The sequence below is a fragment of the Ramlibacter tataouinensis genome (assembly GCF_027941915.1).
GTDB classification, from domain to species: domain Bacteria; phylum Pseudomonadota; class Gammaproteobacteria; order Burkholderiales; family Burkholderiaceae_C; genus Ramlibacter; species Ramlibacter tataouinensis_C.
This window is the reverse complement of the sequence record NZ_CP116009.1, coordinates 3,602,049-3,622,491: the sequence shown is the minus strand read 5'-3', so window position 1 is coordinate 3,622,491 and position 20,443 is coordinate 3,602,049. Positions and strand designations below refer to the sequence as shown.

Below are 20,443 nucleotides of genomic sequence, written 5' to 3'. Positions count from 1 at the left end.
CTTACGTTTGGCACAGGTTTCTCGACCGCGTGCGAGTATGCTGCCTTCCTTTTTGACCACAGGTACAGCATGACGCAAGCCGAAACACCCAAGAAGAACTCCGCCTTCATGAAGGCGCTGAAACCGAGCCCTGAGCTGGCTGCCGTGATCGGCTCCGAGGCTGTGCCACGCACCGAAGTCACGAAGCGCCTTTGGGAGTACATCAAGGCCCACAACCTGCAGAACCCTTCCAACAAGCGCAACATCATTTGCGATGACAAGCTCAAGGCCGTGATGGGCAAGGGTGAGGTCACGATGTTCGAGATGACCGGATTGGTGGGCAAGCACCTGCACGCGACCTGACCGTCGGGGCGATCTCCTCTCGGAGATCGCCCTGCGGTGCCAGGGGTGCCGCAGGGCGATGCCGGAACCACACCTTCACGGCGAGCAAGTTCTCGCCGACAACGAGGGGCTTGTTCGCGGCGCCGCTGTCGACGTTCAACGCTGGGGCTTGATGTCGACGGGTTGCTCATCGGCTGCAGATTCAGCCGGCCGACGCCGCCCTCCGAGACAGGCGTTCAGCGCGCCGCCCGCCTCTCGTCGGGTCCGATCTCGAACGTGTACTGCTTCCTGGAAGGGAACACCCAGACGAAGTACGGGCTTCCCGGCCTGCCATCAGTCGCAAGGCTGAAAGCGTACCCAAGCAGGAACGGCTCGGATCGCCACCAACGTGTTCTCCCCGCCGATGCGCTCGGCCCAAGTAGCCTCCTTCCTTCCGAAGGGCGCCGCGGAGCCCAGCCGAACTCACGATGATCCTAGCTACCTGGTTAGGGCTTCAGGGACTCCGACGCTCGGGGAAGCCGGCCGGGAGAGCGGACCGAAAAGGCCCCGGCCTGGGCCTTCCCGTCGAGAACTCCGCCTTAGTCGGCGCTGGCGCCGGAGGCCTTGACGACCTTGCTCCACTTCGCCGACTCGCTGCGGATGAATTCGGCGAACTGCTCCGGCTTCTCGGCGTAGGGCTCGGCGCCCTGCTCCGCCAGCTTCTTCTTCACGTCCGGATCGGCCAGCACCTTGACCAGTGCCGCGTTGAGCTGGGCGACGATCGGCGCCGGCGTGGCCGCGGGCGCAAACATGCCGAACCAGGAAGTCGCTTCGTAACCGGGCACCCCGGCTTCGGCAATCGTCGGAACATCGGGCAGTTCGGGGGCGCGCTTGGCCGTCGTGACGGCCAGCGGACGCAGCTTGCCGCTGCGCACGTGCTGGATGGCAGAGGGCATGTTGTCGAACATGATGTCGATCTGGCCGCCCAGCAGGTCGGTGACGGCCGGCGCGCTGCCCCTGTAGGGCACATGGATCATGTTGACCTTCGCCATCGAGTTGAACAGCTCACCCGACAGGTGGATCGAACTGCCGCTGCCGGAGGAACCGAAGTTCACCTTGCCCGGATTGGCCTGCGCGTAGGCGATCAGCTCCTTCACGTTCTTGTACGGCTTGCCGGGATTGGCCACGAGCAGGTTCGGCACCATCGCCACGCGCGTGAGCGGCGCGAAATCCTTGACGGGGTCGAACGGCAGCTTCTTGTACAGGCTCTGGTTGATGGCGTGCGTGCCCACCGTGCCCATCAGCAGGGTATAGCCGTCGGCCGTCGCCTTGGCCGCGAGGGCCGAACCGATGTTGCCGCCGGCGCCCGCGCGGTTGTCGACGATCACCGACTGGCCCAGCTCCTTGGTCAGTGCCTGGCCGATCACGCGTGCCAGGATGTCCGTGGTGCCGCCGGCGGCGAACGGAACGATGACGGTCACCAGCTTGGACGGGTACGCCTGCGCGGTGGCAGTCAGGGGCAGGCCTGCGGCGGCAGCGGCGAGTGCGAGGCCGCCCAGTGCAAAGCGGCGGCGGGAGTCGTGGAACGGGGTCATGGAAGGGTCCTCTTGGTGAATTCAGACGGGAGCGAGTCCAAGGGTGGTGCCGCCACAGACGTAGAGCACCTGGCCGGTGATGAAGCCATTGTCCGGAGCGAGGAAAAACAGCGCCGCGCGTGCGACATCCTCCGGGGTGCCCATGCGCTTGACGACGATGCTGTCCAGGATGCGCTGCGTGCGCGGCGCGCCTTCGGGGTTGCTCTGGCGGAACAGCTCCGTGGCGATCGGGCCGGGCGCAATGGCGTTGACGGTGATGCCGTCGGCCCCGAGCTCCATCGCCATGGTGCGGGTCATGCCGACGAGCCCCGCCTTGGCGGCCGAGTAGGCGATGCGCTCGGTCTTGCCGAGCGCCGCCCGCGACGCCATGTTGACGACACGCCCGCGGCCGCTGGCGCGCAGCGCCGGCAGGAAGGCCTGGGTGAGCAGCATCGTCGCCTGCAGCGTCAGCGCATGGACGTAGGCCAGGTCGGCGGCCGTCTGCGTGTCGATGGAGCCGGGCCGCGTCGCGCCGGCATTGTTCACGAGCGCCGTGATGTCGAATGCGCGCGCGATCTCGGCTGCGCGTTCGAGCGTTTGCGCTTCGCTGGTGAGGTCGGCCTGGAAGGACACCAGGCGCTCGTGCGACCACGCGGGCCGCTGGTAGTCGAGGTTCACCACCGTGCGGCCCTGCGCCAGCAGGCCTTCGCAGATGGCGCGCCCGATGCCGGAACTGCCGCCGGTGACCAGGGTTGCTTCCTGCATGTCAGACGCGCTCCAGGATCACGGCGATGCCCTGCCCCACGCCGATGCACATCGTGCACAGCGCGTAGCGGCCGCCGCTCGCATGGAGCTGGTTGACCGCGGTCGTCGCCAGGCGCGCGCCGGAGGCGCCCAGGGGATGGCCCAGCGCGATCGCACCGCCGTTCGGATTGACGCGCGGATCGTCGTCCCCCAGGCCCAGCATGCGCAGCACCGCCAGCCCTTGCGCCGCGAACGCTTCGTTGAGCTCGATCACGTCGATCTGCTCGAGCGCCAGTCCGGTGAGCGCCAGCACCTTCTGCGTGGCCGGGGCCGGACCGATGCCCATCACCCGCGGCGCCACGCCGGCGGTGGCCATGCCCACGATGCGGGCGCGCGGTGTCAGGCCATGGCTGGCCGCCGTCGCTTCGTCGGCGATCAGCAGCGCGCAGGCACCGTCGTTGACGCCGCTGGCGTTGCCCGCGGTGACGGTGCCATCGGGACGCACAACGCCCTTGAGCTTGGCCAGGGCCTCCAGCGAGGTCTCCCGCGGGTGCTCGTCCTTGCTCACGATGACGGCGTCGCCCTTCTTCTGCGGGATGGTCACCGGCGTGATCTCGGCATCGAAGTAGCCGCGCTTCTGCGCCGCCAGCGCTTTGGTTTGCGACGCCAGCGCCATCCGGTCCTGCGCCTCGCGCTCGATCTGGTGGTCGACCGCGACGTTCTCCGCCGTCTCGGGCATGGAGTCGATGCCGTACTGCTGCTGCATCAGCTTGTTGACGAAGCGCCAGCCGATCGTCGTGTCGTACACGTTGTTGGCGCGCGAGAACGCCTTGTCGGCCTTGGGCATGACGAAGGGCGCTCGGCTCATGCTCTCGACGCCGCCGGCGATCATCAAGCCCGCCTCGCCGGCCTTGATCGCCCGGGCCGCCGTGCCGACCGCATCCAGGCCGGAGCCGCACAGGCGGTTGACGGTGGCGCCGGGCACGTCCATCGGCAGTCCGGCCAGCAGCGCGGCCATGCGGGCCACGTTGCGGTTGTCTTCGCCGGCCTGGTTGGCGCAGCCGTAGATCACGTCCGTCACCGCCTGCCAGTCGACCTTGGGGTTGCGCGCCATCAGCGCCTTCAGCGGAAGGGCGGCCAGGTCGTCGGCGCGCACCGAGGACAGCGCGCCGCCATAGCGGCCGAACGGCGTGCGGATCGCATCGCAGATGAAAGCTTGTCGGGTCATGGGGGTCCTTCAGATCGGGGCCGCGATCGGCAGGTTGATCAGGCGCTCCAGTTCCTCGCGGGACAGGCCCTCGACGGCGTCGATCAGGCGCAGGCCCTGCGGCGTGCATTCGAGCGTGCACAGGTCGGTGTAGATGCGCTTGACGCAGGCGATGCCGGTCAGCGGGTAGGTGCAGCGCTCGACGACCTTGCTGTCGCCGGCCTTGCTCAGCAGATCCATCATCACCCAGGTCTGCTTGGCGCCGATGGCCAGGTCCATGGCGCCACCGACGGCCGGGATGGCGCCCGGCTCGCCGGTGCTCCAGTTGGCCAGGTCGCCGCGGGCGGACACCTGGAAAGCGCCCAGCACGCAGATGTCGAGGTGGCCGCCCCGCATCATCGCGAAGGAGTCGGCGTGGTGGAAATACGAGCCGCCCGCCAGCAGGGTGACCGGCTGCTTGCCCGCGTTGATCAGGTCGTAGTCCTCCTGGCCCGAAGCCGGCGCCGGGCCCATGCCCAGGATGCCGTTCTCGCTTTGCAGGATCACCTCGCGGCCGGCCGGGATGTGGTTGGCGACGGTGGTCGGCATGCCGATGCCCAGGTTCACGTAGGCACCGTCGTGGATGTCCTGCGCCACGCGCCGGGCCAGTTCGTCCTTGGTTCGCTTCTGGTAGTTCGCGGCGTTCATCATGCAGCCTTCCTGAATCCGCCCGCCTGCGTCGCCACCCGCGGGATCTTCACGATCCTGCTCACGTAGATGCCGGGGGTGACGATCGCTTCCGGATCGAGTTCGCCCAGTTCCTTGAGCTCGAACACGGTGGCCACCGTGTGCCTGGCGGCGGTGGCCATCACCGGGCCGAAGTTGCGCGCCGACTTGCGGTACACCAGGTTGCCCCAACGGTCGCCGGCTTCCGCCTTGATCAGCGCCACGTCGCCGTGGATGGGGTACTCCAGGACGTACTGCCGGCCGTCGATCTCGCGCGTCTCCTTGCCCTTGGCCAGTTCGGTGCCGAAGGCGGTGGGGCAGAAGAAGGCGCCGATGCCGGCGCCGGCCGCGCGGATGCGCTCGGCCAGGTTGCCCTGGGGCACCAGCTCCAGCTCGATCCTGCCGGCGCGGTACAGCTCGTCGAACACCCAGCTGTCCACCTGGCGCGGGAAGCTGCAGATGATCTTGCGCACGCAGCCGGTCTTGAGCAGGGCCGCCAGGCCCTGGTCGGCGTTGCCCGCGTTGTTGTTGACCACCGTGAGGTCCCTGGCCCCCTGCTCGATCAGCCCGTCGATCAGCTCGCCCGGGATGCCCGCCGTGCCGAAGCCGCCGATCAGGACCGTGGCGCCGTCCTTCACGCCGGCCAGTGCCTCCGCCACGGAGGCCGCGATCTTGTTGATCATGGAATTCCTTGAATGGGCTGTTGCAGCCCTTGGCAGAAAGAATGTTCGCCATGCGAACACTTGTTCGTATAATGAATTCTACATGCCCACCGCCAGCGCCCGCCCGAACGCCACCCCCGACCCGCGACCGGGGGACGCTTATGTGCAATCGTTCGCGCGCGGGCTGGAAGTGATCCGCTCGTTCAGCGCCGACGCGCCGCGCCAGACCCTGACCCAGGTGGCCGCCCGCACCGGCCTCACCCGCGCCGGTGCCCGCCGCATCCTGCTCACCTTGCAGGCGCTGGGCTACGTGGAGAGCGATGAGCGGCAATTCGCGCTGACGCCGCGCATCCTGGACCTGGGCTTTGCCTATCTCTCCTCGATGCCGATGTGGAACGTGGCCGAGCCGGTGATGGAGGCGCTGGTGGAGCAGGTGAAGGAGTCGTGCTCCGCCGGGGTACTGGAAGGCACCGACATCGTGTACGTGCTGCGCGTATCGACCCGCAAGATCATGCGCAACGGTCTCGGGATCGGCTCACGCCTGCCGGCTTACTGCACTTCGATCGGGCGCATGCTGCTGGCGGGCCGGCCGGACGATGAGGTGGTCGGGTTGCTCAAGTCCACCATGCTCGAGGCGCGCACACGGCACACGGTGGTGGACATCGATGCGCTCCTGGCCAAGGTGCAGCAGGCACGCCGCCAGGGCTGGTGCCTGGTCAACCAGGAGCTGGAGGAAGGCCTCGTGTCGATCGCCGCGCCGGTGATCGACCGCGCCGGCCGCACCATCGCAGCGCTCAACATCAGTGGTCAGGCCAACCGTACGGCGCCGCGGCAGATGCAGGAGACCATGTTGCCGGCGCTGCGCGAAGCGGCGCGCGAGGTCTCGCGACGGCTGCAAGCTGGGGCCGGACCCACCTGAGCACCCGCCCGCATCCCCAACCGATGAGTGATTCGAATCCACGCGTGCGCGGCAGTTGACCGGCCCGGTGCGCCGCGGTATGAAGAGTGCTCGTTTGCGCACGCTTCGCTTGGGCATCCACCGGGGAGGCTTCCATGGCATCCGGTCCCGCTCCCGCCGTGATCTACCGGCACCGGCTGCCGGTGCGGATCATGCATTGGGTCAACGTCGTCTGCGTGCTGGCGCTGCTGGGCAGCGGCTTGCAGATCTTCAACGCCCATCCTGCGCTCTACTGGGGCAAGGACTCGCGGCCGGAAACCCGCGTGCTCGAGATCGGCCAGCGCCGGAACGGCGACCGGCTGGTGGGCATCACGCGGGTCGGCGCCCATGAGTTCCCCACCCACGGCGTGCTCGGCGTCTCACGCGGTCCGGATGGCGCCGAAGTGGCGCGGGGCTTTCCGTCCTGGGCCACGATCCCGGACGGCCAGTGGCTCGCCTTGGGCCGGCTGTGGCACTTCTTCTTCGCCTGGCTGTTCGTCCTCAATGGCGTGGCCTACCTCCTGTGGACGATCTTCAGCGGGCATCTGCAGCGCGATCTGGTGCCGACGGGCCGCGAGTGGCGCGGGATCGGGCGCTCCGTGGTCGACCACCTGCTGCTGCGGCATCCGACCGGCGAGGCGGCGCTCCGCTACAACGTGATGCAGAACATCGCGTATCTCTCCATCGTGTTCATCGTCCTGCCCCTGCTCATCCTGTGCGGCCTGGCCATGTCGCCGTGGCTCAATGCCGCGCTCCCCGGCTGGGTCGACTGGCTCGGCGGCCGACAGGCCGCGCGCACGCTGCACTTCGCCGGCGCGCTGCTGCTGATCGCCTTCGTGCTCGTGCACGTCTTCGAGGTGGTCGTCACCGGGCTGGTCAACAACCTGCGTTCGATGGTCACCGGCTACTGGAGGCTCCCCCGATGAGGCCCGTCAGGAACCCCCCCTTCGAACACCGCCGCGAACGCCGACGGTTGCTGCGCGCCGGCCTTGCCGCGGTCGCGGGCGGAGCGCTCGCCGGCTGCGACGCCCTGAGCCATGACGAGCGGGCCGTGCGCGTGCTGGGCAGCGCCGAGGCGCTGACGCGTCGCGTGCAGCGCGCCCTTGCGGGGCGGGCGATGGCGCAGGAATTCACGCCCGCCGACATCGCGCCGGTGTTCCGCCCCAACGGCACGACCCGGCCGGTCGGCGAGACCTACTCGGCGCACCTGCGGGACGGATTCGCGAACTGGCGGCTGCAGGTGGACGGCCTGGTCGAGCGCCCGGGATCGTTCACGCTGGCGCAGTTGCGCGCCATGCCCTCGAGAACGCAGATCACGCGCCACGACTGTGTCGAAGGCTGGAGCTGCATCGGCCAATGGACCGGCGTGCGCCTTTCGCACGTGCTGCAACTCGTCGGCGCGAGACCGCAGGCACGCTACGTGGTCTTCCACTGCATGGACGTCATGGACGAGGGCGACTACCGGGCCCCCTACTACGAGAGCGTGGACATGGACGACGCCTACCACGAGCAGACCCTGCTGGCCTGGGATCTCAACGGCCGTCGGCTCCCGGTGGAGAACGGGGCGCCGCTGCGCGTGCGCGTCGAGCGCCAGCTGGGCTACAAGCAGCCCAAGTACGTGCAGCGGATCGAACTGGTGGACAGCTTCGCGGCCCTGGGGCGCGGGCGCGGCGGTTACTGGGAGGATCTGGGCTACAGCTGGTACGGGGGCATCTAGGGGCGGCGCTTCCTATCGCCTCATCCGTATTCACGGCAGAGCGTCGTTGAACCGCGCCGCGCTGGCCGCTCGGCTTCCGTAACGGCGACCAGTGCACACACCCCAGCGCGGCCATGCCGCGGGTTCGCGTTTGCCCTAGTTCCGACGTTTCTGCGGCGAGGCGCAAGATGATCGCGCCGTTCTCTCAGCAGAGGCGTGCTTCCCCGCAAGTCAAGGAGGCGCAATGAATCCTGCATCCCGAGACAAGCAACAGTCGCCGAGTGAGCCCTCTCCGACGCGACGCTCGCTGCTGAAGACGGGCGGCGCCGCGGCTGCCGGCACCGCAGTGGCCCTCGCCGCACCCTTCGTGCGAAATGCCCAGGCCGCCGAGACGACCATCTGGAAAGTGCAGACCTCCTGGCCCGCCGGCGTGGGCCTGCAGACCTTCAAGAACTGGTGCGCCACGATCAAGGAGAAGACCGGCGGCGAACTCGAGTTCAGGCCGTTCGCCGCCAAGGAGGTCGTCGGCGACTTCGAACTTCTCGACGGCGTCAAGAACGGCGTGCTCGAGGCGATGAACTCGTTCACGCTGTACTGGGCCGGCAAGCTTCCGGCGACCGCCTTCCTGTCGTCCTACCTGATGGGTCTGCGCTACCCCCACGAGTGGGACATCTTCTTCTACAGCAAGGGCGGCCTGCAGGCGGCACGCGACATCTTCGCCAAGCAGGGCCTGTACTACGTCAACCGCATCCACCACGGACCCAACATCATCCACTCCAAGAAGCCGATCCGCAGCATCGAGGATTTCAAGGACCTGAAGCTGCGCGTCCCGGGCGGGATGATCGCGGAAGGCTTCGCCGCCATCGGCGCCAAGACGACGCTGCTGCCGGGCGGCGAAGTGTTCTCGGCCCTGGAAAAGGGAACCATCGAGGCGGCCGACTACACCGGCCCCGCGGTCAACTGGGACCTGGGCTTCCAGCAGGTGTCCAAGTTCATCTGGACCGGCCCGCCCGGGCTCGAGTCCGTCTACCAGCCGGTGGACCTGATGGACCTGGTGGTGCGGATGGACGTGTGGAACAAGCTGTCGCCCAAGATGAAGCGCTGGGTGGACGACGAAGTGCAGGTCTACTCCAACGAGCACCACGGCGCGATCCAGAAGGCCGACATGGAAGCGTGGGGCAAGTTCGAGAAGGCCGGCGTCCAGATCAACCGCCTGCCCGCCCAGGACCTGCCCAAGTTCCAGCGCACGGCGGTCCCGATCTGGTTCAAGTGGGCGAACAAGGACAAGGATGCGGCGCGCCTGTTCAAGCTGCAGCTGGAGGTGATGGAGTCCCACACGGTCGGCTACGTCACGCCCGACATGTACAAGGGGCTGAAGATCGACGTCTGATGTCCGGCCCGCCGGCCCACCCCGCGAACTCGGGCGCACGGTGCGCATGCATCGTGCGCCCGAGCCGTGAGTCAGCCTGACCTCCACATGCCCAGCCTCGGTTTCATCCTTCCGCACTGGCTCTACTGGTCGGGACTTCTTCTCTTTCCCCTCATCGCCGGATGGCTGGCAGCCCGCCAGCTCAAGCGCCGCCCCGACGGGCGGCCGGTGCTCGGCATCGCCTACCTGTTCTGGCTGCTCGCCGGCTACCTGGGCATCCATCGCTTCTATCTGCGCAGCGCCTGGGGATTCGTGTTCATTCCGGTCTTCCTGGCCATCATCTACTGCAACGCCCAGGTGCGGGACGTGCGCGAGGACACGTCGCGCACGTTCGCGGCGTTCCAGGCGGCGCAGGTCGCCGCGAGCCAAGCCGATCCGGCGGACGCCGCCAAGGCCCAGGCCGAGCTGGCGGCACGCCAGCTCGAATTCGAGCAGGCCAGGGGGGTCACGGAGTTGTGGCACTCCCGGACGCGTGACGTGGCCCTGGCGCTCGCGCTGATGCTGCTGGTGGACGCCGCGCTGCTGCCCGGCCTGGTGCGCCGCCGGCGCGCACTGGAAGCCGGGCAAAGAGCCGGGCAAAGGCCATCGCCCCTCGAGGCAACGCCGGCCGTCGACGTGCAAGAGGGCGGTATCGGCCAGGACCCCACGCTGGAGGTGCGCACCCGCTTCACCGACTGGATCGACGGGCTCAACACCCGCATCGGCGCCTTCGTGGCGTGGTGGGCGGTGATCGCCGTGTTCGCCTACTACTACGAGGTGATGGCCCGGTACATCTTCAATTCACCGACCAACTGGGTGCACGAGAGCATGTTCCTCATGTTCGGCATGCAGTACATGCTGAGCGGCGCGTTTGCCTACCGCGAGGACCAGCACGTGCGCGTCGACGTGGTCTACACGCATTTCTCGCGACGCGGCAAGGCGATCGCCGACATCGTCACGTCGGTCTTCTTCTTCATCTTCGTCCTCACCATGCTCTGGACCGGCGCGCGCTTCGCCATGGATGCGGTGCGGGTCGAAGAGCACTCGTTCACCGAATGGGGCGTCCAGTACTGGCCGGTCAAGCTCATGATTCCGATCGGCGCCTTCCTCCTGGCGCTGCAAGGCGTGTCCAAGCTGATCAAGGACATCCTGATCGTGCGCGAAGCGGGGAGCTAGTGCGATGGGGCTCGAGATCGGCATCGGCTGGCTCACCCTGCTGCTGTTCGGCTCGCTCGCCGTGCTGCTGCTCCTCGGCCTGCCGATGGCCTTCTGCACCGGCAGCCTGGCCATCATCTACCTGTACGTCTTCGGCAGCGGCAGCGTGCTGAACATGCTGCCCTCGCGGGTGTTCCCGTTCATGACGGACTACCAGCTGTCCGCGGTGCCGCTGTTCATCTTCATGGCGGCCGTGCTGGAGAAGGCCGGCATCATCGAGGAGCTCTTCGACGTCATCTACAAGTGGCTCGGGGCGGTCAAGGGCGGCCTGGCGTCGGCGACCGTGGTGGCCTGCACGCTGCTGGCCGCCATGGTCGGCGTGGTCGGGGCCACCGAGGTCACGATGGGGATGATCGCGCTGCCGGCGATGCTCCGGCGCGGCTACGAGCCCAAGCTCGCCTGCGGCGCGCTGCTGGCCGGCGGCACCCTGGGGATCCTGATTCCGCCTTCGGTGATGGCGATCGTCTATGCCGTGGTCGCGCAGCAGTCCCTCGGCGAACTGCTGATCGGGTCCGTCTTTCCCGGCTTGCTCCTCTCCGGCCTGTACATCGCGTACGTCACCGTCCGCTGCTACCTCGATCCGTCCCTCGGGCCGGCGCTCCCCAAGGAAGAACGCGTGTCCATGCGGGAGAAGCTGCGCCTGCTGCGCAACACGATCGCGCCCATCCTCGTGATCCTGCTCGTGCTCGGCGTCATCTTCTTCGGCATCGCGACCCCAGTGGAAGCGGCCGGCATCGGCACCTTCGGCGCGCTGGTGGTGTGTGCGCTGCACCGCCGGCTGACGTGGGTGGCACTGTACGACGCCGGACTGGCCACGCTGCGGGCGACGGCCATGGTCATGTGGATCTTCTTCGGGGCCACCATGTTCGTCGGCTTCTTCGTCGTCAAGGGCGGGCAGACCTTCGTGTCGGAGCTCATCATCGGCACCGGCCTGCCCCCCTACGGCATCCTGTTCCTGATGATGGTCGTCCTCTTCATCCTCGGGATGTTCCTGGACTGGGTGGGCATCCTGCTGCTCACCGTGCCCATCTTCCTGCCGATCATGAAGAGCCTGCAGTTCGACGGTGTGGCCGGCGTAGCCGGCGTCGCCGTGGAACAGATCCCGTTGTGGTACGGGGTGATCTTCATGGTGAACATGCAGATGGCGTTCCTCAGCCCGCCGTTCGGCTATTCGCTCTTCTACCTGAAGAGCGTGGCCCCGCCGCAGATCAGCATGGCGATGATCTTCCGCTCCGCCGTTCCCTTCCTGATGCTGCAGGCTGTCGGCTTGGCGCTGTGCGTCGTGTTCCCGAAAATCGTGCTGTGGCTTCCTGGGCTGGTCTACAGCGGCCATTGAAGCGGGCCTCGACTTCAGTTGGGCCGGGCCGCGCGTCCGGATGCGTGCAGAGGGCACCGCCTAGACGCTGGCGGATGGCCTCCGCCAACCCACCACCACCCCGCTCATATCACGAGCACCAGTCCGTCCTTGCGGCGGTCCGAACCGCCGGCCAGTCCGCCATCCGGCGTGCGCAGGACAAGCTGCGCCCCACCGAAGTCGCTGCGGCCCCCGAGCTCGCCACGTGCGGGTTCCGTGTACCCCGCCGCACGCAAAGCTTGTCGTGTGGCCTGCGGCATGCCGGTCTCGATGGCCAGCTCGCGGCCGCCTTCCAGGCGCCAGCGCGGCGCGTCGATGGCCGGTTGGGGGCCCTGGTTCCAGGCGGCGATGCGCAGCAGCAGCTGCACTTGCCCCTGCGGCTGCATCGCGCCACCGACCACGCCGAACGCGGCATGCAGGCGGCCTTCGCGCAGCGCAGCGCCCGGGACCACCGTGTGGTACGGCCGTTTCCCAGGTGTCGGGCCGTTGCGGTGTCCCGGCCTCGAAAAGCCGAACCCGCGGTTCTGGAGCACGAACCCGCATCCCGGTGCGACGATGCCGGCGCCGAAGCGCTTGAAGATGCTGCTCATCAGGGTGACAGCGAAACCATCGGCGTCGACCACCACCGTGCACACGGTATTGCCGGCCGGGTCGGCGACCGTTCGCGCAGCAAAGTCCTGGGCCTGCTTCATGGCCTGCACCGCCGCCACCATGGTGAGCGGGTCTTCCGGCGCGAGCGCGAGCGGCTCCAGGGCGGCCAGCGCGTGCAGCACCGCCACGCCGTGCGTGTTCGGCGGGCATTGCAGCACCTGCAGTCCGCGAAACGAGCCGGCCACGGGCGCGACGAACTCGCCCCGGTGCGCCGCGAAGTCCTCTGCGGACAGCACGCCGCCGAGCGCCCGGACGGCCCGTTCAGCCGCCTGCGCCGGAACCCCGCGGTAGAAGGCATCCGGCCCGTCCGTGGCGATAGCCTCCAGCACGGCGGCGAGTTCGGGATTGCGGAAGGTTTCTCCCGCGCGCGGCGCGGCGCCGGCCCGGTACAGCGCGGCGCACTCCGGCTGGGCGCGCAGCACCGGCTCGAACCAGGCCCACTCCCGTGCCGCCACCGGCGCAACGGGAAAGCCGGCGGCCGCCACATCGATCGCCTCGCGCAGCAGGCGCCTCCACGGGAGCCGCCCATGGCGTGCATGCAGGTCGTGCCAGCCCCGAACGGCGCCAGGCGTGGTGACGGACAAGGGGTGGCGTTCGGGGATTCGCTCGCCCGGCAAGGCCGCCACCTGCGCCGGATCCAGTGACAAGGGCGCCCGGCCGCTGCCGTTGTATGCCTGCGGTGCCCCCTGCTGCGGCACCAGCATCGCCAGCAGGTCGCCGCCGACGCCGGTGGCCATCGGCTCCACCACGCCCATGACGGCGTCGGCGGCGATGGCCGCATCCACGGCGCTGCCGCCTTCGCGCAGCACGGCGGCGGCGGCCCCGGCGGCCAGGGGGTGGCCCGTGGCCACCATGGCCCGCCCCGGGCCGGCAGTCACGCTTTCACCTACTCCAGTGGTCAGCATCTACGGTATATAGTATACCGACAAATGTCAGTAGACGCTCGTCAGTGGGTCTGTTCCACTTGATCCAAGTCAAACCAGAGCTTGAGGTAGTGCCTGCCGGCACGCGAATTGCATACTGTATTTCGTAGAAACTAATTTCTTCACCGACAGGAGTCGCCATGTCCTACTTGTCCCGCCTGTTCCGCACGATCGGCCTGGCCGTGAGCGTCCTTGCGCTGGCCGGCACCGCGCAGGCGCAATCCGCTGCCACATTGACCAAGGTCCGCTACGAGGAAGTGGTCCGGTCGATCCTGTACACGCCCATGTACGTGGCACTGAGCCAGGGTTACTTCAAGGAAGCCGGGCTGGACGTTGGCCTGAAGACTTCGCAAGGGACCGACAAGGGCATGGCCGCCCTGCTCTCGGGCAGCGCCGACATCGTGCTGATCGGGCCGGAAGCCTCGATCTACGTGGCCAACAGCGAGTCGCCGACCAAGCCGAGGATCTTCTCCGGGCTGACGGCCACCGACGGGTTCCTGCTGATGGCGCGCACCAAGCCGGCCAAGTTCGAGTGGAGCGACCTGAAAGGCAAGAGCGTGCTGTCCTTCCGTCCGGGCTCGAACCCGGACGTGTTCCTCGAGACGGCGATGCGCAAGCACGGGCTCGATCCGAAGAAGGACCTGAAGCTGGTGAACAACATCGGACCGGCCGCGCGCGCCGGCGCCTGGATGGCCGGGCAGGCCGACTACGGCATCTTCCTGGAGCCGGAGGCCGGCATGCTGGAGAAGAACGGCCAGGGCTTCGTGGTCGCGGCCGTCGGCCGCGAGGTGGGCCCGGTGGATTACACCGTCTTCACCGCCACCAGCGACTTCCTGAAGAAGAACCCGGCGGTGGCGCAAGCCTGGACCAACGTCATCCTGCGCGCGCAGAAGCACGTGGCGACCGCACCGGCGGCCGACCTGGCCAAGGCCCTGGCCGAATTCTTCCCCGGCATGACGCAACCCGAGCTGGTCGCAGCCATCGAGCGGTATCGCGGCATCGGCTTGTGGAAGACCAGCACCACGGTCGAACAGCAGGCGATCGAGACCTTGCAGGACATGCTGATCGCCAGCGGGGTCCTCGACCGCGCCAAGCGCGTCAAGTACGAGCAGGTCGTGGCCAACGAGTTCAGCAGCAAGGCCCGCTGATGACGCTCGCCGAGGCAGCCGAGCGCCCCGCCACCGCGTCGCCCCCTCGCGGGCGGCCGCGCATCGAACTGCAGGACGTCTGCCTGCGTTACTTCACCCACGCGGGCGAGACCGAGGCGCTGGACCGCATCCAGCTCGGGGTCGGCGCGGGCGAGTTCGTCGGCCTCATCGGCCAGTCCGGATGCGGCAAGAGCACGCTGCTGTCGCTGATCGCCGGCATCCTCGAGCCCTCGTCGGGCCAGGTGCTGGTGGACGGGCTGCCGGTGCGCGGGCCCTCCCCGCGGGTGGGCTACATGCTGCAGCAGGACTACCTGTTCGAGTGGCGCACCATCCTCGACAACGCGGTGCTCGGCGCGCAGATCCAGCACCGCTCGATGAAGCAGGCGCGCGAGCGCGCCGCCCACCTGCTGCACAAGTGCGGAATGGGCGACTTCCTCGACCACTACCCTCGCCAGCTCTCCGGCGGCATGCGCCAGCGCGTCGCGCTGGCCCGCACGCTGGTCACCGACCCGGACGTGGTGCTGCTGGACGAGCCGTTCTCCGCGCTCGATTCGCAGACCCGCCTGGCCATTGCGGACGAGGTGGTCGACGTGCTGCGCAGCGAGGGCAAGTCGGTGGTCCTGGTCACGCACGACATCGGCGAGGCCATTTCCATGACCGACCGGGTGGTGGTGCTGTCGCGCCGCCCCGGCCGGATCAAGTCGCAGCACCTGATGCGCTTCGCCGGCCACGAGGGCCGGCGGCCCAAGCCGCTGGAGATCCGCGGGCTGCCCGAGTTCAACGACTACTTCCGCACGCTCTGGGACGAGCTGGACGTGCACGTGGAGGGCTGAGGTTCCATGAGCTCCGTTCTGCTGGCCGAGAACGCCGCCCCCGCACCCGCCGCGGCCGGGTCGCCCGCCGCCCCGGCGCACGCGCCCAGCGCCGCCTACCTGGCCTGGCGCGCGCGCGAGAAGCGCCGCGGCCGCTGGATCCAGGCCACCCGCGCGCTGCTGCTGCTGCTCTTTCTGGTGCTCTGGGAAGTGCTCGCACGCACGCACGTGGTCAACCCCCTGATGACCAGCTATCCGAGTGCGCTGTGGCCCACGTTCATCGAGCTCTCGCGCAGCGGGGACCTGCTCGGGCACACCTGGGCCACCTTCCGGGCGACCCTGGTCGGCTTCGCCCTGAGCATGGCGTTCGGCATCGCGGTGGCCGCGGGCCTGTGGTGGTCCTCCTTCGCCCACAAGGTGCTGGATCCGTTCCTGGTGGTGGCCAATGCCATGCCCAAGATCGCCTTCGTGCCGATCTTCTACATCTGGCTCGGCTCGGAGTACTCGGTGTACGGCATGGCCGTGGCGATCGCGGTCTTCGTGACCATCATGGTGGTCTACGAGGGCTTCCAGGGGATCGACCCGAACAAGGTCAAGCTGGCCCGCACCTTCGGCGCCAGCCGCGCCCAGGTGCTGCGGCTGGTCGTGCTGCCCGGAAGCATGCCGACGCTGATCGCGGCGCTGAAGATGAACATCGGCCTGGCCCTGGTCGGCGTCATCGTGGGCGAGTTCCAGTCGTCCAACGCCGGGCTGGGCTTTCTCATCATCAACGGCAGCCAGGTGTTCAAGCTGAACATCGTCATGGCGGCCATCGTGGTGCTCGGGCTGCTGTCGGGCCTGATGTACCTGGCGATCGCCCGGCTGGAATCGGCGTTCGCGCGGCGCTACGCCTGAAGGGACGGACTGATGGAATTCCCGCAATGGGTGGTGGAACGGGTCATCGCTCGCCAGGGCCGGCTGCACCCCTATGACCGCCTGGATCCGAAGCGCACGGCATTCGTCGTCATTGACCTGCAGAACTATTACACGCAGCCCGGATACCTGGGCGAGTGCGCGCCGGCGCGCGCCACCTTCCCGGCCGTCAACCGGCTCGCCAACGCGCTGCGCCATGCGGGTGGCCACGTGATCTGGGTGCAGACCAGCGCCGACGGCGCCGATCGCAGCTGGTCGCACCACCACGCCCACATGCTCACGCCGGAGCGCAGCGCAAGGCGGCTGCGCGAGCTGGCCAGCAGCCATGCGGGCTTCCAGCTGGCGCCCGGGCTGGAGCCCGACCCGGCGGACGAGCGCGTCGTCAAGCGCTGCTACAGCGCACTGGCGCCGGGATCGTCGCGCCTGCACGAGGTGCTCCAGGCGCGCGGCATCACGCACGTGCTGGTCGGCGGCACGGTGACCAACGTCTGCTGCGAATCGACCGCGCGCGACGCGATGATGATGGACTACGCCACCGTCATGGTGCACGACGCGTTGTCGGCGGTGACGCCGCACGAGCACGAACAATCGCTGCAGACCTGGATGCTGTTCTTCGGGGACGTGCTCGGCACGCGCGAGGTGATCGAGCGCCTGGCCGCCTAGGCGCCCGGGCGGTCACCAGGTGCCGGGGTAGGCACCGCCGTCGATCAGCAGGCTCTGCCCCGTCAGGTAGCCCGCATGGGCCGACGCGACAAAGGCGCACAGGGCGCCGACCTCGTCGGGGTTTCCGAAACGGCCCGCTGGCGTCGCGCTCTCCCGCTCGCGCCGCAGTTCGCCGGCATCGCGGCCGGTGGCGCGCGCCAGCGCTTCCAGGTGGCGCCGCTGGGCGTCGGTGTCGAAGGCCCCCGGCAGCAGGTTGTTGATGGTGACGTTGCGCCGCACCGCCTGCCGGGCCAGGCCGGCGACGAAGCCCACCAGCCCCGAGCGGGCGCCGTTGGACAGCCCCAGCTCCGCGTGCGGCGCCTTCACGCTGCGCGAGACGATGTTGACGATGCGGCCGAAGCCGCGCTCCAGCATGGGGTCGATCGTCGCGCGGATCATCCCGATGGGACCGAGCATCATCGCGTCCAGCGCCGCATGCCAGTCGGCGCGCGTCCAGTCGCGGAAATCGCCCGGCGGCGGTCCGTCGGCGTTGTTCACCAGGATGTCCGGCGCCGGACAGGCCTGCAGCGCGGCGGCCCGGCCCGCTTCGGTCGTCAGGTCGGCCACGACCCACGCCACGGGCGCGCCGCTGGCTTGCTGCAGTTGCGCGCTGGCCTGCTCCAGCGTCTCCCGCGTGCGGGCGGCGATGCACACCTGCACGCCCGCGCGCGCCAAATGCAGCGCGCAGGCGCGGCCCATGCCCTTGCTGCCGCCGAACACCAGGGCGCGGCGGCCGGCAATGCCCAGGTCCATCACGCCCGGTCCCTCACTTCTTGATGTCGGCCTGCACCAGCACCTGGTGCCCCTGGCCTTCCAGCAGTTGCTGCAACGCCGCCAGCGCGGCCAGGCCGCACTGGATGTCCTGCTCGCCGTTGCCGCCGCTCAGGCCCACGCCGCCGACCACCTCGCCGTCGACCACCACCGGAAAGCCCCCGACGAAGGCGGCGAAGCGCCCCTCGAAGCTGAGCTGGATTCCGAATGCCTCGTTGCCTGGCAGCGCCGGACCGTTGGGCGGCGTGGTGAACAGGTGGGTGGAGCGCTTGTGGCCGGCCGCGGTGAAGCCCTTGTTCCAGGCGATCTGCGGGCCCGTCACGCGGCCGCCGTCCATGCGCTCGAGCACCAGCGGAAAGCCGCCTTCGTCGGTGATGCACACCGTCTCGGCCACGCCGATCTCCTGGGCGCGCCGCAGCGCGGCGGCCGCCATGACGCGCGCCTCGTCGAGCTGCAGCTTCAGCGACTTCTTCATTGCCTCTCCTCCTCAGGTGCCGCGGTAGACCATGCGGGTCTGCGTGAAGAACTCCAGTCCGGCGCGCCCCGACTCGCGGAACGTCGACGTGCTGGAACACTTGATGCCGCCGAACGGGGCGTTGACCAGGTTGCCGGTGGTGGTGCGGTTGATCTTGACCGTGCCGCTTTGCACTTCACTGGCGAACACGTGCATGTAGCGCGGGTTGCGGGTGGCGATCGCGGCCGCCAGTCCGTAGTCGCTGTCGTTGGCCTGGGCCAGCGCCTCCTCGAAGCTGCCCGCCTCCAGCACCGCCAGCACCGGCCCGAAGATCTCCTCGCGGGCGATGCGCATCGTGGGCGTCACGCCCGCGAAGACCGCCGGCGACACGTACCAGCCGTGGGCGTGGGCCTCGCCTTGGAGCCGCTCGCCGCCGCACAGCAGGTCCGCTTCCTGGCGGCCGATTTCGATGTACGAGAGCACGGTGTCCAGCTGCCGCCGGGTGGAGAGCGGCCCCAGGTCCATGCCCGGCTCCAGGCCGCTGCCGACCTTCAGCCGGCGCACCCGCTCGACCAGCTTGTCGGTGAAGGCGGCGAGCACCGGGCGCTGCACGATGATCCGGCTGGTGCCGGTGCATGCTTGGCCGCTGAGCGACAGGCCGCCCTTGACCGCCAACTCCACCGCCTGGTCCAGGTCGGCGTCCTCCATCACGAGCAGCGGGTTCTTGCCGCCCAGCTCCATCTGCAGGCGCGTGGTGAGCGAGGCGCCCCGGTGGATCTCCTCGCCCGCGCGGGTGGAGCCGGTGAAGGTGATCGCGCGCACGGCGGCCGACCGCGTCAGCACCGGCCCGGTCGCCGCGGCCGCGCCGGTGACGAAGTTGAGCACGCCCTTGGGCAAGCCCGCTTCGGCCAGCGCCTGCACGAGACGCCATCCGCTCAGCGGCGCGTCCGACGAGGGCTTGAACACCACCGTGTTGCCGGTCATCAACGCCGGGGCAATCTTGCGGGCGGGGATGGACGCGGGAAAGTTCCAGGGCGAGATCACCGAGACCACGCCGAGCGGCTCGCGCTGGCTGTACACCACCATGCCCGGGTCGTCCTGCGGATAGGTCTCGCCGCCGAAAGTCTGGGCTTCCACCGCGTAGAAGCGGAAGGTCTGCGCGGCGCGCAGGCATTCGTCCCGGGCCTGCGCCAGCGGCTTGCCCTGCTCGCGCGTCAGGTCGCGCGCATGGCGCTCGACATGCGCCTCCAGGTAGGCGGCGGCGGCGTTCAGGATGGCGGCGCGCTTGCCGATGGGCGTCTTTCGCCAGCCGTCGAACGCCGCCGCGGCCGCGGCCACCGCGGCTTCGGCATCCCGCGCGGTGGAGGCCGGAAAGCGCGCCACGCACTCGCGCGCATCCGCCGGGTTCAGGTCGTCGAAGGTGGCGCCGTCCAGGCCCGCCACCCACTCGCCCTGGATGTAGTTCAGGCCGTCCACCGTTGCAGTGTTCGTGCTCATGCCGCCAGGTTCAGCTCGGGCAGGTCGCGGGCGACGTAGTCGTGGTACAGCGCGGTCGTGTACAGCAGGCGCATCTGGGCGCCGATCTCGCAGATCTTCAGGCAGCGCTGCTGCAGTTCCGGGGTGTTCGCGTGCTCCAGCACGATCTGGTAGCCGCGCTCGCCATGGATCTCGTCGGACACGATGTGCAGGTCGAAGAACTCGACTTCCTGGTCGGTGAAGCCGTACTGCTCGCGCAGCACCGGCGTCTGCTTGCGGTAGATCGACGGCACCTGCGATTCCAGGCCGACCACCAGCCCAGCGACCGCCACCACCGGGTCCTCGCGCATCGCCACCGCGTAGCACCAGCTTTGCAGGCCGCGCGTGGTGGGGGACATGTTGTCGGGATCGATCACCCGCTCGCGCGTGGTGCCGCACGCCTGCGCGAACCGGATCAGGAGGTCGGTGTGGCGGTCGCCGCCGATCTCCTCCTCGTACATGTTCGCCAGCAGGAAGTCCTTGGCCTCCGTCATGTGGTCGGGCGTGCGTGCGTAGATGTAGGCCAGGTAGTCGGCGAACGGCCCGACGTAGTGGTAGTGGTTCTCGGCCCAGCGCGCAAGGTGGGCGCGCGACAGCTGGCCGGTCGCCCAGGCGATGCTGAAGGGCGCCTTGTTGGCGCTCTTGCCCTTGATCGCTTCTTCCAGGGCGCTGCGGAATTCGTCGTGGGTCATCAGGGCGGCGGCCATGCTGTTCCTTTCGTCGGTGAATGGTTGGTATATTGTATACTGTCGA

General features: G+C 68.7%; 21 protein-coding genes. 11 read left to right on the top strand and 10 right to left on the bottom strand.

The window, feature by feature from the left end:
- Positions 1 to 69: 69 nt before the first annotated feature.
- Positions 70 to 342: an SWIB/MDM2 domain-containing protein gene (locus PE066_RS17350; protein ID WP_271233776.1), complete on the top strand. Its 273-nt coding sequence runs from the start codon at positions 70 to 72 to the stop codon at positions 340 to 342.
- 557 nt (positions 343 to 899) lie between these two features.
- On the opposite strand, the gene PE066_RS17345 is transcribed toward PE066_RS17350, so the two are convergent.
- From PE066_RS17345 to PE066_RS17325, 5 genes are read right to left on the bottom strand one after another with little or no spacing between them, the layout of a single operon-like run.
- On the bottom strand, positions 900 to 1,895 hold the full coding sequence (locus PE066_RS17345; RefSeq protein WP_271233775.1) for a Bug family tripartite tricarboxylate transporter substrate binding protein: 996 nt from the start codon (positions 1,893 to 1,895) through the stop codon (positions 900 to 902).
- Between the two features lie 21 nt (positions 1,896 to 1,916).
- On the bottom strand, positions 1,917 to 2,639 hold the full coding sequence (locus PE066_RS17340; RefSeq protein WP_271233774.1) for an SDR family NAD(P)-dependent oxidoreductase: 723 nt from the start codon (positions 2,637 to 2,639) through the stop codon (positions 1,917 to 1,919).
- 1 nt (position 2,640) lies between these two features.
- Positions 2,641 to 3,846 carry a 3-oxoadipyl-CoA thiolase gene (gene pcaF, locus PE066_RS17335; protein ID WP_271233773.1) on the bottom strand — a complete coding sequence of 402 codons (1,206 nt, stop codon included), beginning with the start codon at positions 3,844 to 3,846 and terminating at the stop codon, positions 2,641 to 2,643.
- A gap of 9 nt (positions 3,847 to 3,855) precedes the next feature.
- On the bottom strand, positions 3,856 to 4,512 hold the full coding sequence (locus PE066_RS17330) for a 3-oxoacid CoA-transferase subunit B (RefSeq protein ID WP_440480542.1): 657 nt from the start codon (positions 4,510 to 4,512) through the stop codon (positions 3,856 to 3,858).
- Positions 4,512 to 5,213 carry a 3-oxoacid CoA-transferase subunit A gene (locus PE066_RS17325; protein WP_271233771.1) on the bottom strand — a complete coding sequence of 234 codons (702 nt, stop codon included), beginning with the start codon at positions 5,211 to 5,213 and terminating at the stop codon, positions 4,512 to 4,514. The genes PE066_RS17330 and PE066_RS17325 overlap by 1 nt, the downstream gene beginning before the upstream one ends.
- Positions 5,214 to 5,295: 82 nt before the next feature.
- Here PE066_RS17325 and PE066_RS17320 point away from each other — a divergent pair, with 82 nt between their 5' ends.
- From PE066_RS17320 to PE066_RS17295, 6 genes are all read left to right on the top strand, one after another.
- Positions 5,296 to 6,111, top strand: coding sequence for an IclR family transcriptional regulator domain-containing protein (locus tag PE066_RS17320; RefSeq protein ID WP_271233770.1), 816 nt, complete (start codon positions 5,296 to 5,298; stop codon positions 6,109 to 6,111).
- Between the two features lie 134 nt (positions 6,112 to 6,245).
- A complete protein-coding gene (locus PE066_RS17315) occupies positions 6,246 to 7,055 on the top strand; it encodes a cytochrome b/b6 domain-containing protein (protein ID WP_271233769.1) in 810 nt (269 codons plus the stop codon).
- On the top strand, positions 7,052 to 7,846 hold the full coding sequence (locus tag PE066_RS17310; RefSeq protein ID WP_271233768.1) for a molybdopterin-binding protein: 795 nt from the start codon (positions 7,052 to 7,054) through the stop codon (positions 7,844 to 7,846). The genes PE066_RS17315 and PE066_RS17310 overlap by 4 nt, the downstream gene beginning before the upstream one ends.
- Positions 7,847 to 8,192: 346 nt before the next feature.
- Positions 8,193 to 9,215 (top strand): TRAP transporter substrate-binding protein DctP, encoded by a 1,023-nt coding sequence (gene dctP / locus PE066_RS17305; protein WP_271233767.1) that lies wholly within the window; start codon positions 8,193 to 8,195, stop codon positions 9,213 to 9,215.
- Positions 9,216 to 9,302: 87 nt separating this feature from the next.
- Complete coding sequence (locus PE066_RS17300; protein ID WP_271233766.1) at positions 9,303 to 10,409, top strand: TRAP transporter small permease subunit; 1,107 nt, start codon at positions 9,303 to 9,305, stop codon at positions 10,407 to 10,409.
- A 4-nt stretch (positions 10,410 to 10,413) separates the two neighbouring features.
- Positions 10,414 to 11,784, top strand: a complete 1,371-nt coding sequence (locus PE066_RS17295) for a TRAP transporter large permease (protein ID WP_271233765.1) — start codon at positions 10,414 to 10,416, stop codon at positions 11,782 to 11,784.
- A 104-nt stretch (positions 11,785 to 11,888) separates the two neighbouring features.
- Here the strand turns inward: PE066_RS17295 and PE066_RS17290 are convergent, their stop codons facing one another.
- Positions 11,889 to 13,331: a gamma-glutamyltransferase family protein gene (locus tag PE066_RS17290; protein ID WP_271233764.1), complete on the bottom strand. Its 1,443-nt coding sequence runs from the start codon at positions 13,329 to 13,331 to the stop codon at positions 11,889 to 11,891.
- Positions 13,332 to 13,516: 185 nt separating this feature from the next.
- Between PE066_RS17290 and PE066_RS17285 the strand changes: the two genes are divergently transcribed.
- Genes PE066_RS17285 through PE066_RS17270 form a run of 4 tightly spaced genes read left to right on the top strand, consistent with a single transcriptional unit; the run spans position 13,517 to position 16,911 of the window.
- Positions 13,517 to 14,524: an ABC transporter substrate-binding protein gene (locus tag PE066_RS17285; RefSeq protein ID WP_271233763.1), complete on the top strand. Its 1,008-nt coding sequence runs from the start codon at positions 13,517 to 13,519 to the stop codon at positions 14,522 to 14,524.
- Entirely contained in the window at positions 14,524 to 15,357 is an 834-nt protein-coding gene (locus PE066_RS17280) for an ABC transporter ATP-binding protein (RefSeq protein ID WP_271233762.1), read from the top strand. Before PE066_RS17285 ends, PE066_RS17280 begins: the two co-directional genes overlap by 1 nt.
- Positions 15,358 to 15,363: 6 nt before the next feature.
- The gene (locus PE066_RS17275; RefSeq protein ID WP_271233761.1) at positions 15,364 to 16,230 is read left to right on the top strand and encodes an ABC transporter permease; all 867 of its coding nucleotides are present in this window, start codon (positions 15,364 to 15,366) and stop codon (positions 16,228 to 16,230) included.
- Positions 16,231 to 16,242: 12 nt separating this feature from the next.
- Positions 16,243 to 16,911, top strand: a complete 669-nt coding sequence (locus tag PE066_RS17270) for an isochorismatase family cysteine hydrolase (RefSeq protein ID WP_271233760.1) — start codon at positions 16,243 to 16,245, stop codon at positions 16,909 to 16,911.
- Between the two features lie 12 nt (positions 16,912 to 16,923).
- Here the strand turns inward: PE066_RS17270 and PE066_RS17265 are convergent, their stop codons facing one another.
- From PE066_RS17265 to PE066_RS17250, 4 genes are read right to left on the bottom strand one after another with little or no spacing between them, the layout of a single operon-like run.
- Positions 16,924 to 17,703: an SDR family oxidoreductase gene (locus PE066_RS17265; RefSeq protein ID WP_271233759.1), complete on the bottom strand. Its 780-nt coding sequence runs from the start codon at positions 17,701 to 17,703 to the stop codon at positions 16,924 to 16,926.
- 13 nt (positions 17,704 to 17,716) lie between these two features.
- Complete coding sequence (locus PE066_RS17260; protein ID WP_271233758.1) at positions 17,717 to 18,196, bottom strand: GlcG/HbpS family heme-binding protein; 480 nt, start codon at positions 18,194 to 18,196, stop codon at positions 17,717 to 17,719.
- 12 nt (positions 18,197 to 18,208) lie between these two features.
- Positions 18,209 to 19,672, bottom strand: coding sequence for an aldehyde dehydrogenase family protein (locus PE066_RS17255; protein ID WP_271233757.1), 1,464 nt, complete (start codon positions 19,670 to 19,672; stop codon positions 18,209 to 18,211).
- On the bottom strand, positions 19,669 to 20,397 hold the full coding sequence (locus PE066_RS17250) for a TenA family transcriptional regulator (protein ID WP_271233756.1): 729 nt from the start codon (positions 20,395 to 20,397) through the stop codon (positions 19,669 to 19,671). The genes PE066_RS17255 and PE066_RS17250 overlap by 4 nt, the downstream gene beginning before the upstream one ends.
- Positions 20,398 to 20,443: the final 46 nt, after the last annotated feature.

Coding starts and splice junctions, on each gene's coding strand:
- PE066_RS17315 (WP_271233769.1), top strand. CDS start 6,246: ATGGCATCCGGTCCCGCTCCCGCCGTGATCTACCGGCACCGGCTGCCG.
- PE066_RS17330 (WP_440480542.1), bottom strand. CDS start 4,512: ATGAACGCCGCGAACTACCAGAAGCGAACCAAGGACGAACTGGCCCGG.
- PE066_RS17325 (WP_271233771.1), bottom strand. CDS start 5,213: ATGATCAACAAGATCGCGGCCTCCGTGGCGGAGGCACTGGCCGGCGTG.
- PE066_RS17320 (WP_271233770.1), top strand. CDS start 5,296: ATGCCCACCGCCAGCGCCCGCCCGAACGCCACCCCCGACCCGCGACCG.
- PE066_RS17250 (WP_271233756.1), bottom strand. CDS start 20,397: ATGGCCGCCGCCCTGATGACCCACGACGAATTCCGCAGCGCCCTGGAA.
- PE066_RS17300 (WP_271233766.1), top strand. CDS start 9,303: ATGCCCAGCCTCGGTTTCATCCTTCCGCACTGGCTCTACTGGTCGGGA.
- PE066_RS17295 (WP_271233765.1), top strand. CDS start 10,414: ATGGGGCTCGAGATCGGCATCGGCTGGCTCACCCTGCTGCTGTTCGGC.
- PE066_RS17270 (WP_271233760.1), top strand. CDS start 16,243: ATGGAATTCCCGCAATGGGTGGTGGAACGGGTCATCGCTCGCCAGGGC.
- pcaF (WP_271233773.1), bottom strand. CDS start 3,846: ATGACCCGACAAGCTTTCATCTGCGATGCGATCCGCACGCCGTTCGGC.
- PE066_RS17275 (WP_271233761.1), top strand. CDS start 15,364: ATGAGCTCCGTTCTGCTGGCCGAGAACGCCGCCCCCGCACCCGCCGCG.
- PE066_RS17345 (WP_271233775.1), bottom strand. CDS start 1,895: ATGACCCCGTTCCACGACTCCCGCCGCCGCTTTGCACTGGGCGGCCTC.
- PE066_RS17285 (WP_271233763.1), top strand. CDS start 13,517: ATGTCCTACTTGTCCCGCCTGTTCCGCACGATCGGCCTGGCCGTGAGC.
- PE066_RS17255 (WP_271233757.1), bottom strand. CDS start 19,672: ATGAGCACGAACACTGCAACGGTGGACGGCCTGAACTACATCCAGGGC.
- PE066_RS17310 (WP_271233768.1), top strand. CDS start 7,052: ATGAGGCCCGTCAGGAACCCCCCCTTCGAACACCGCCGCGAACGCCGA.
- PE066_RS17280 (WP_271233762.1), top strand. CDS start 14,524: ATGACGCTCGCCGAGGCAGCCGAGCGCCCCGCCACCGCGTCGCCCCCT.
- PE066_RS17265 (WP_271233759.1), bottom strand. CDS start 17,703: ATGGACCTGGGCATTGCCGGCCGCCGCGCCCTGGTGTTCGGCGGCAGC.
- PE066_RS17340 (WP_271233774.1), bottom strand. CDS start 2,639: ATGCAGGAAGCAACCCTGGTCACCGGCGGCAGTTCCGGCATCGGGCGC.
- PE066_RS17350 (WP_271233776.1), top strand. CDS start 70: ATGACGCAAGCCGAAACACCCAAGAAGAACTCCGCCTTCATGAAGGCG.
- PE066_RS17260 (WP_271233758.1), bottom strand. CDS start 18,196: ATGAAGAAGTCGCTGAAGCTGCAGCTCGACGAGGCGCGCGTCATGGCG.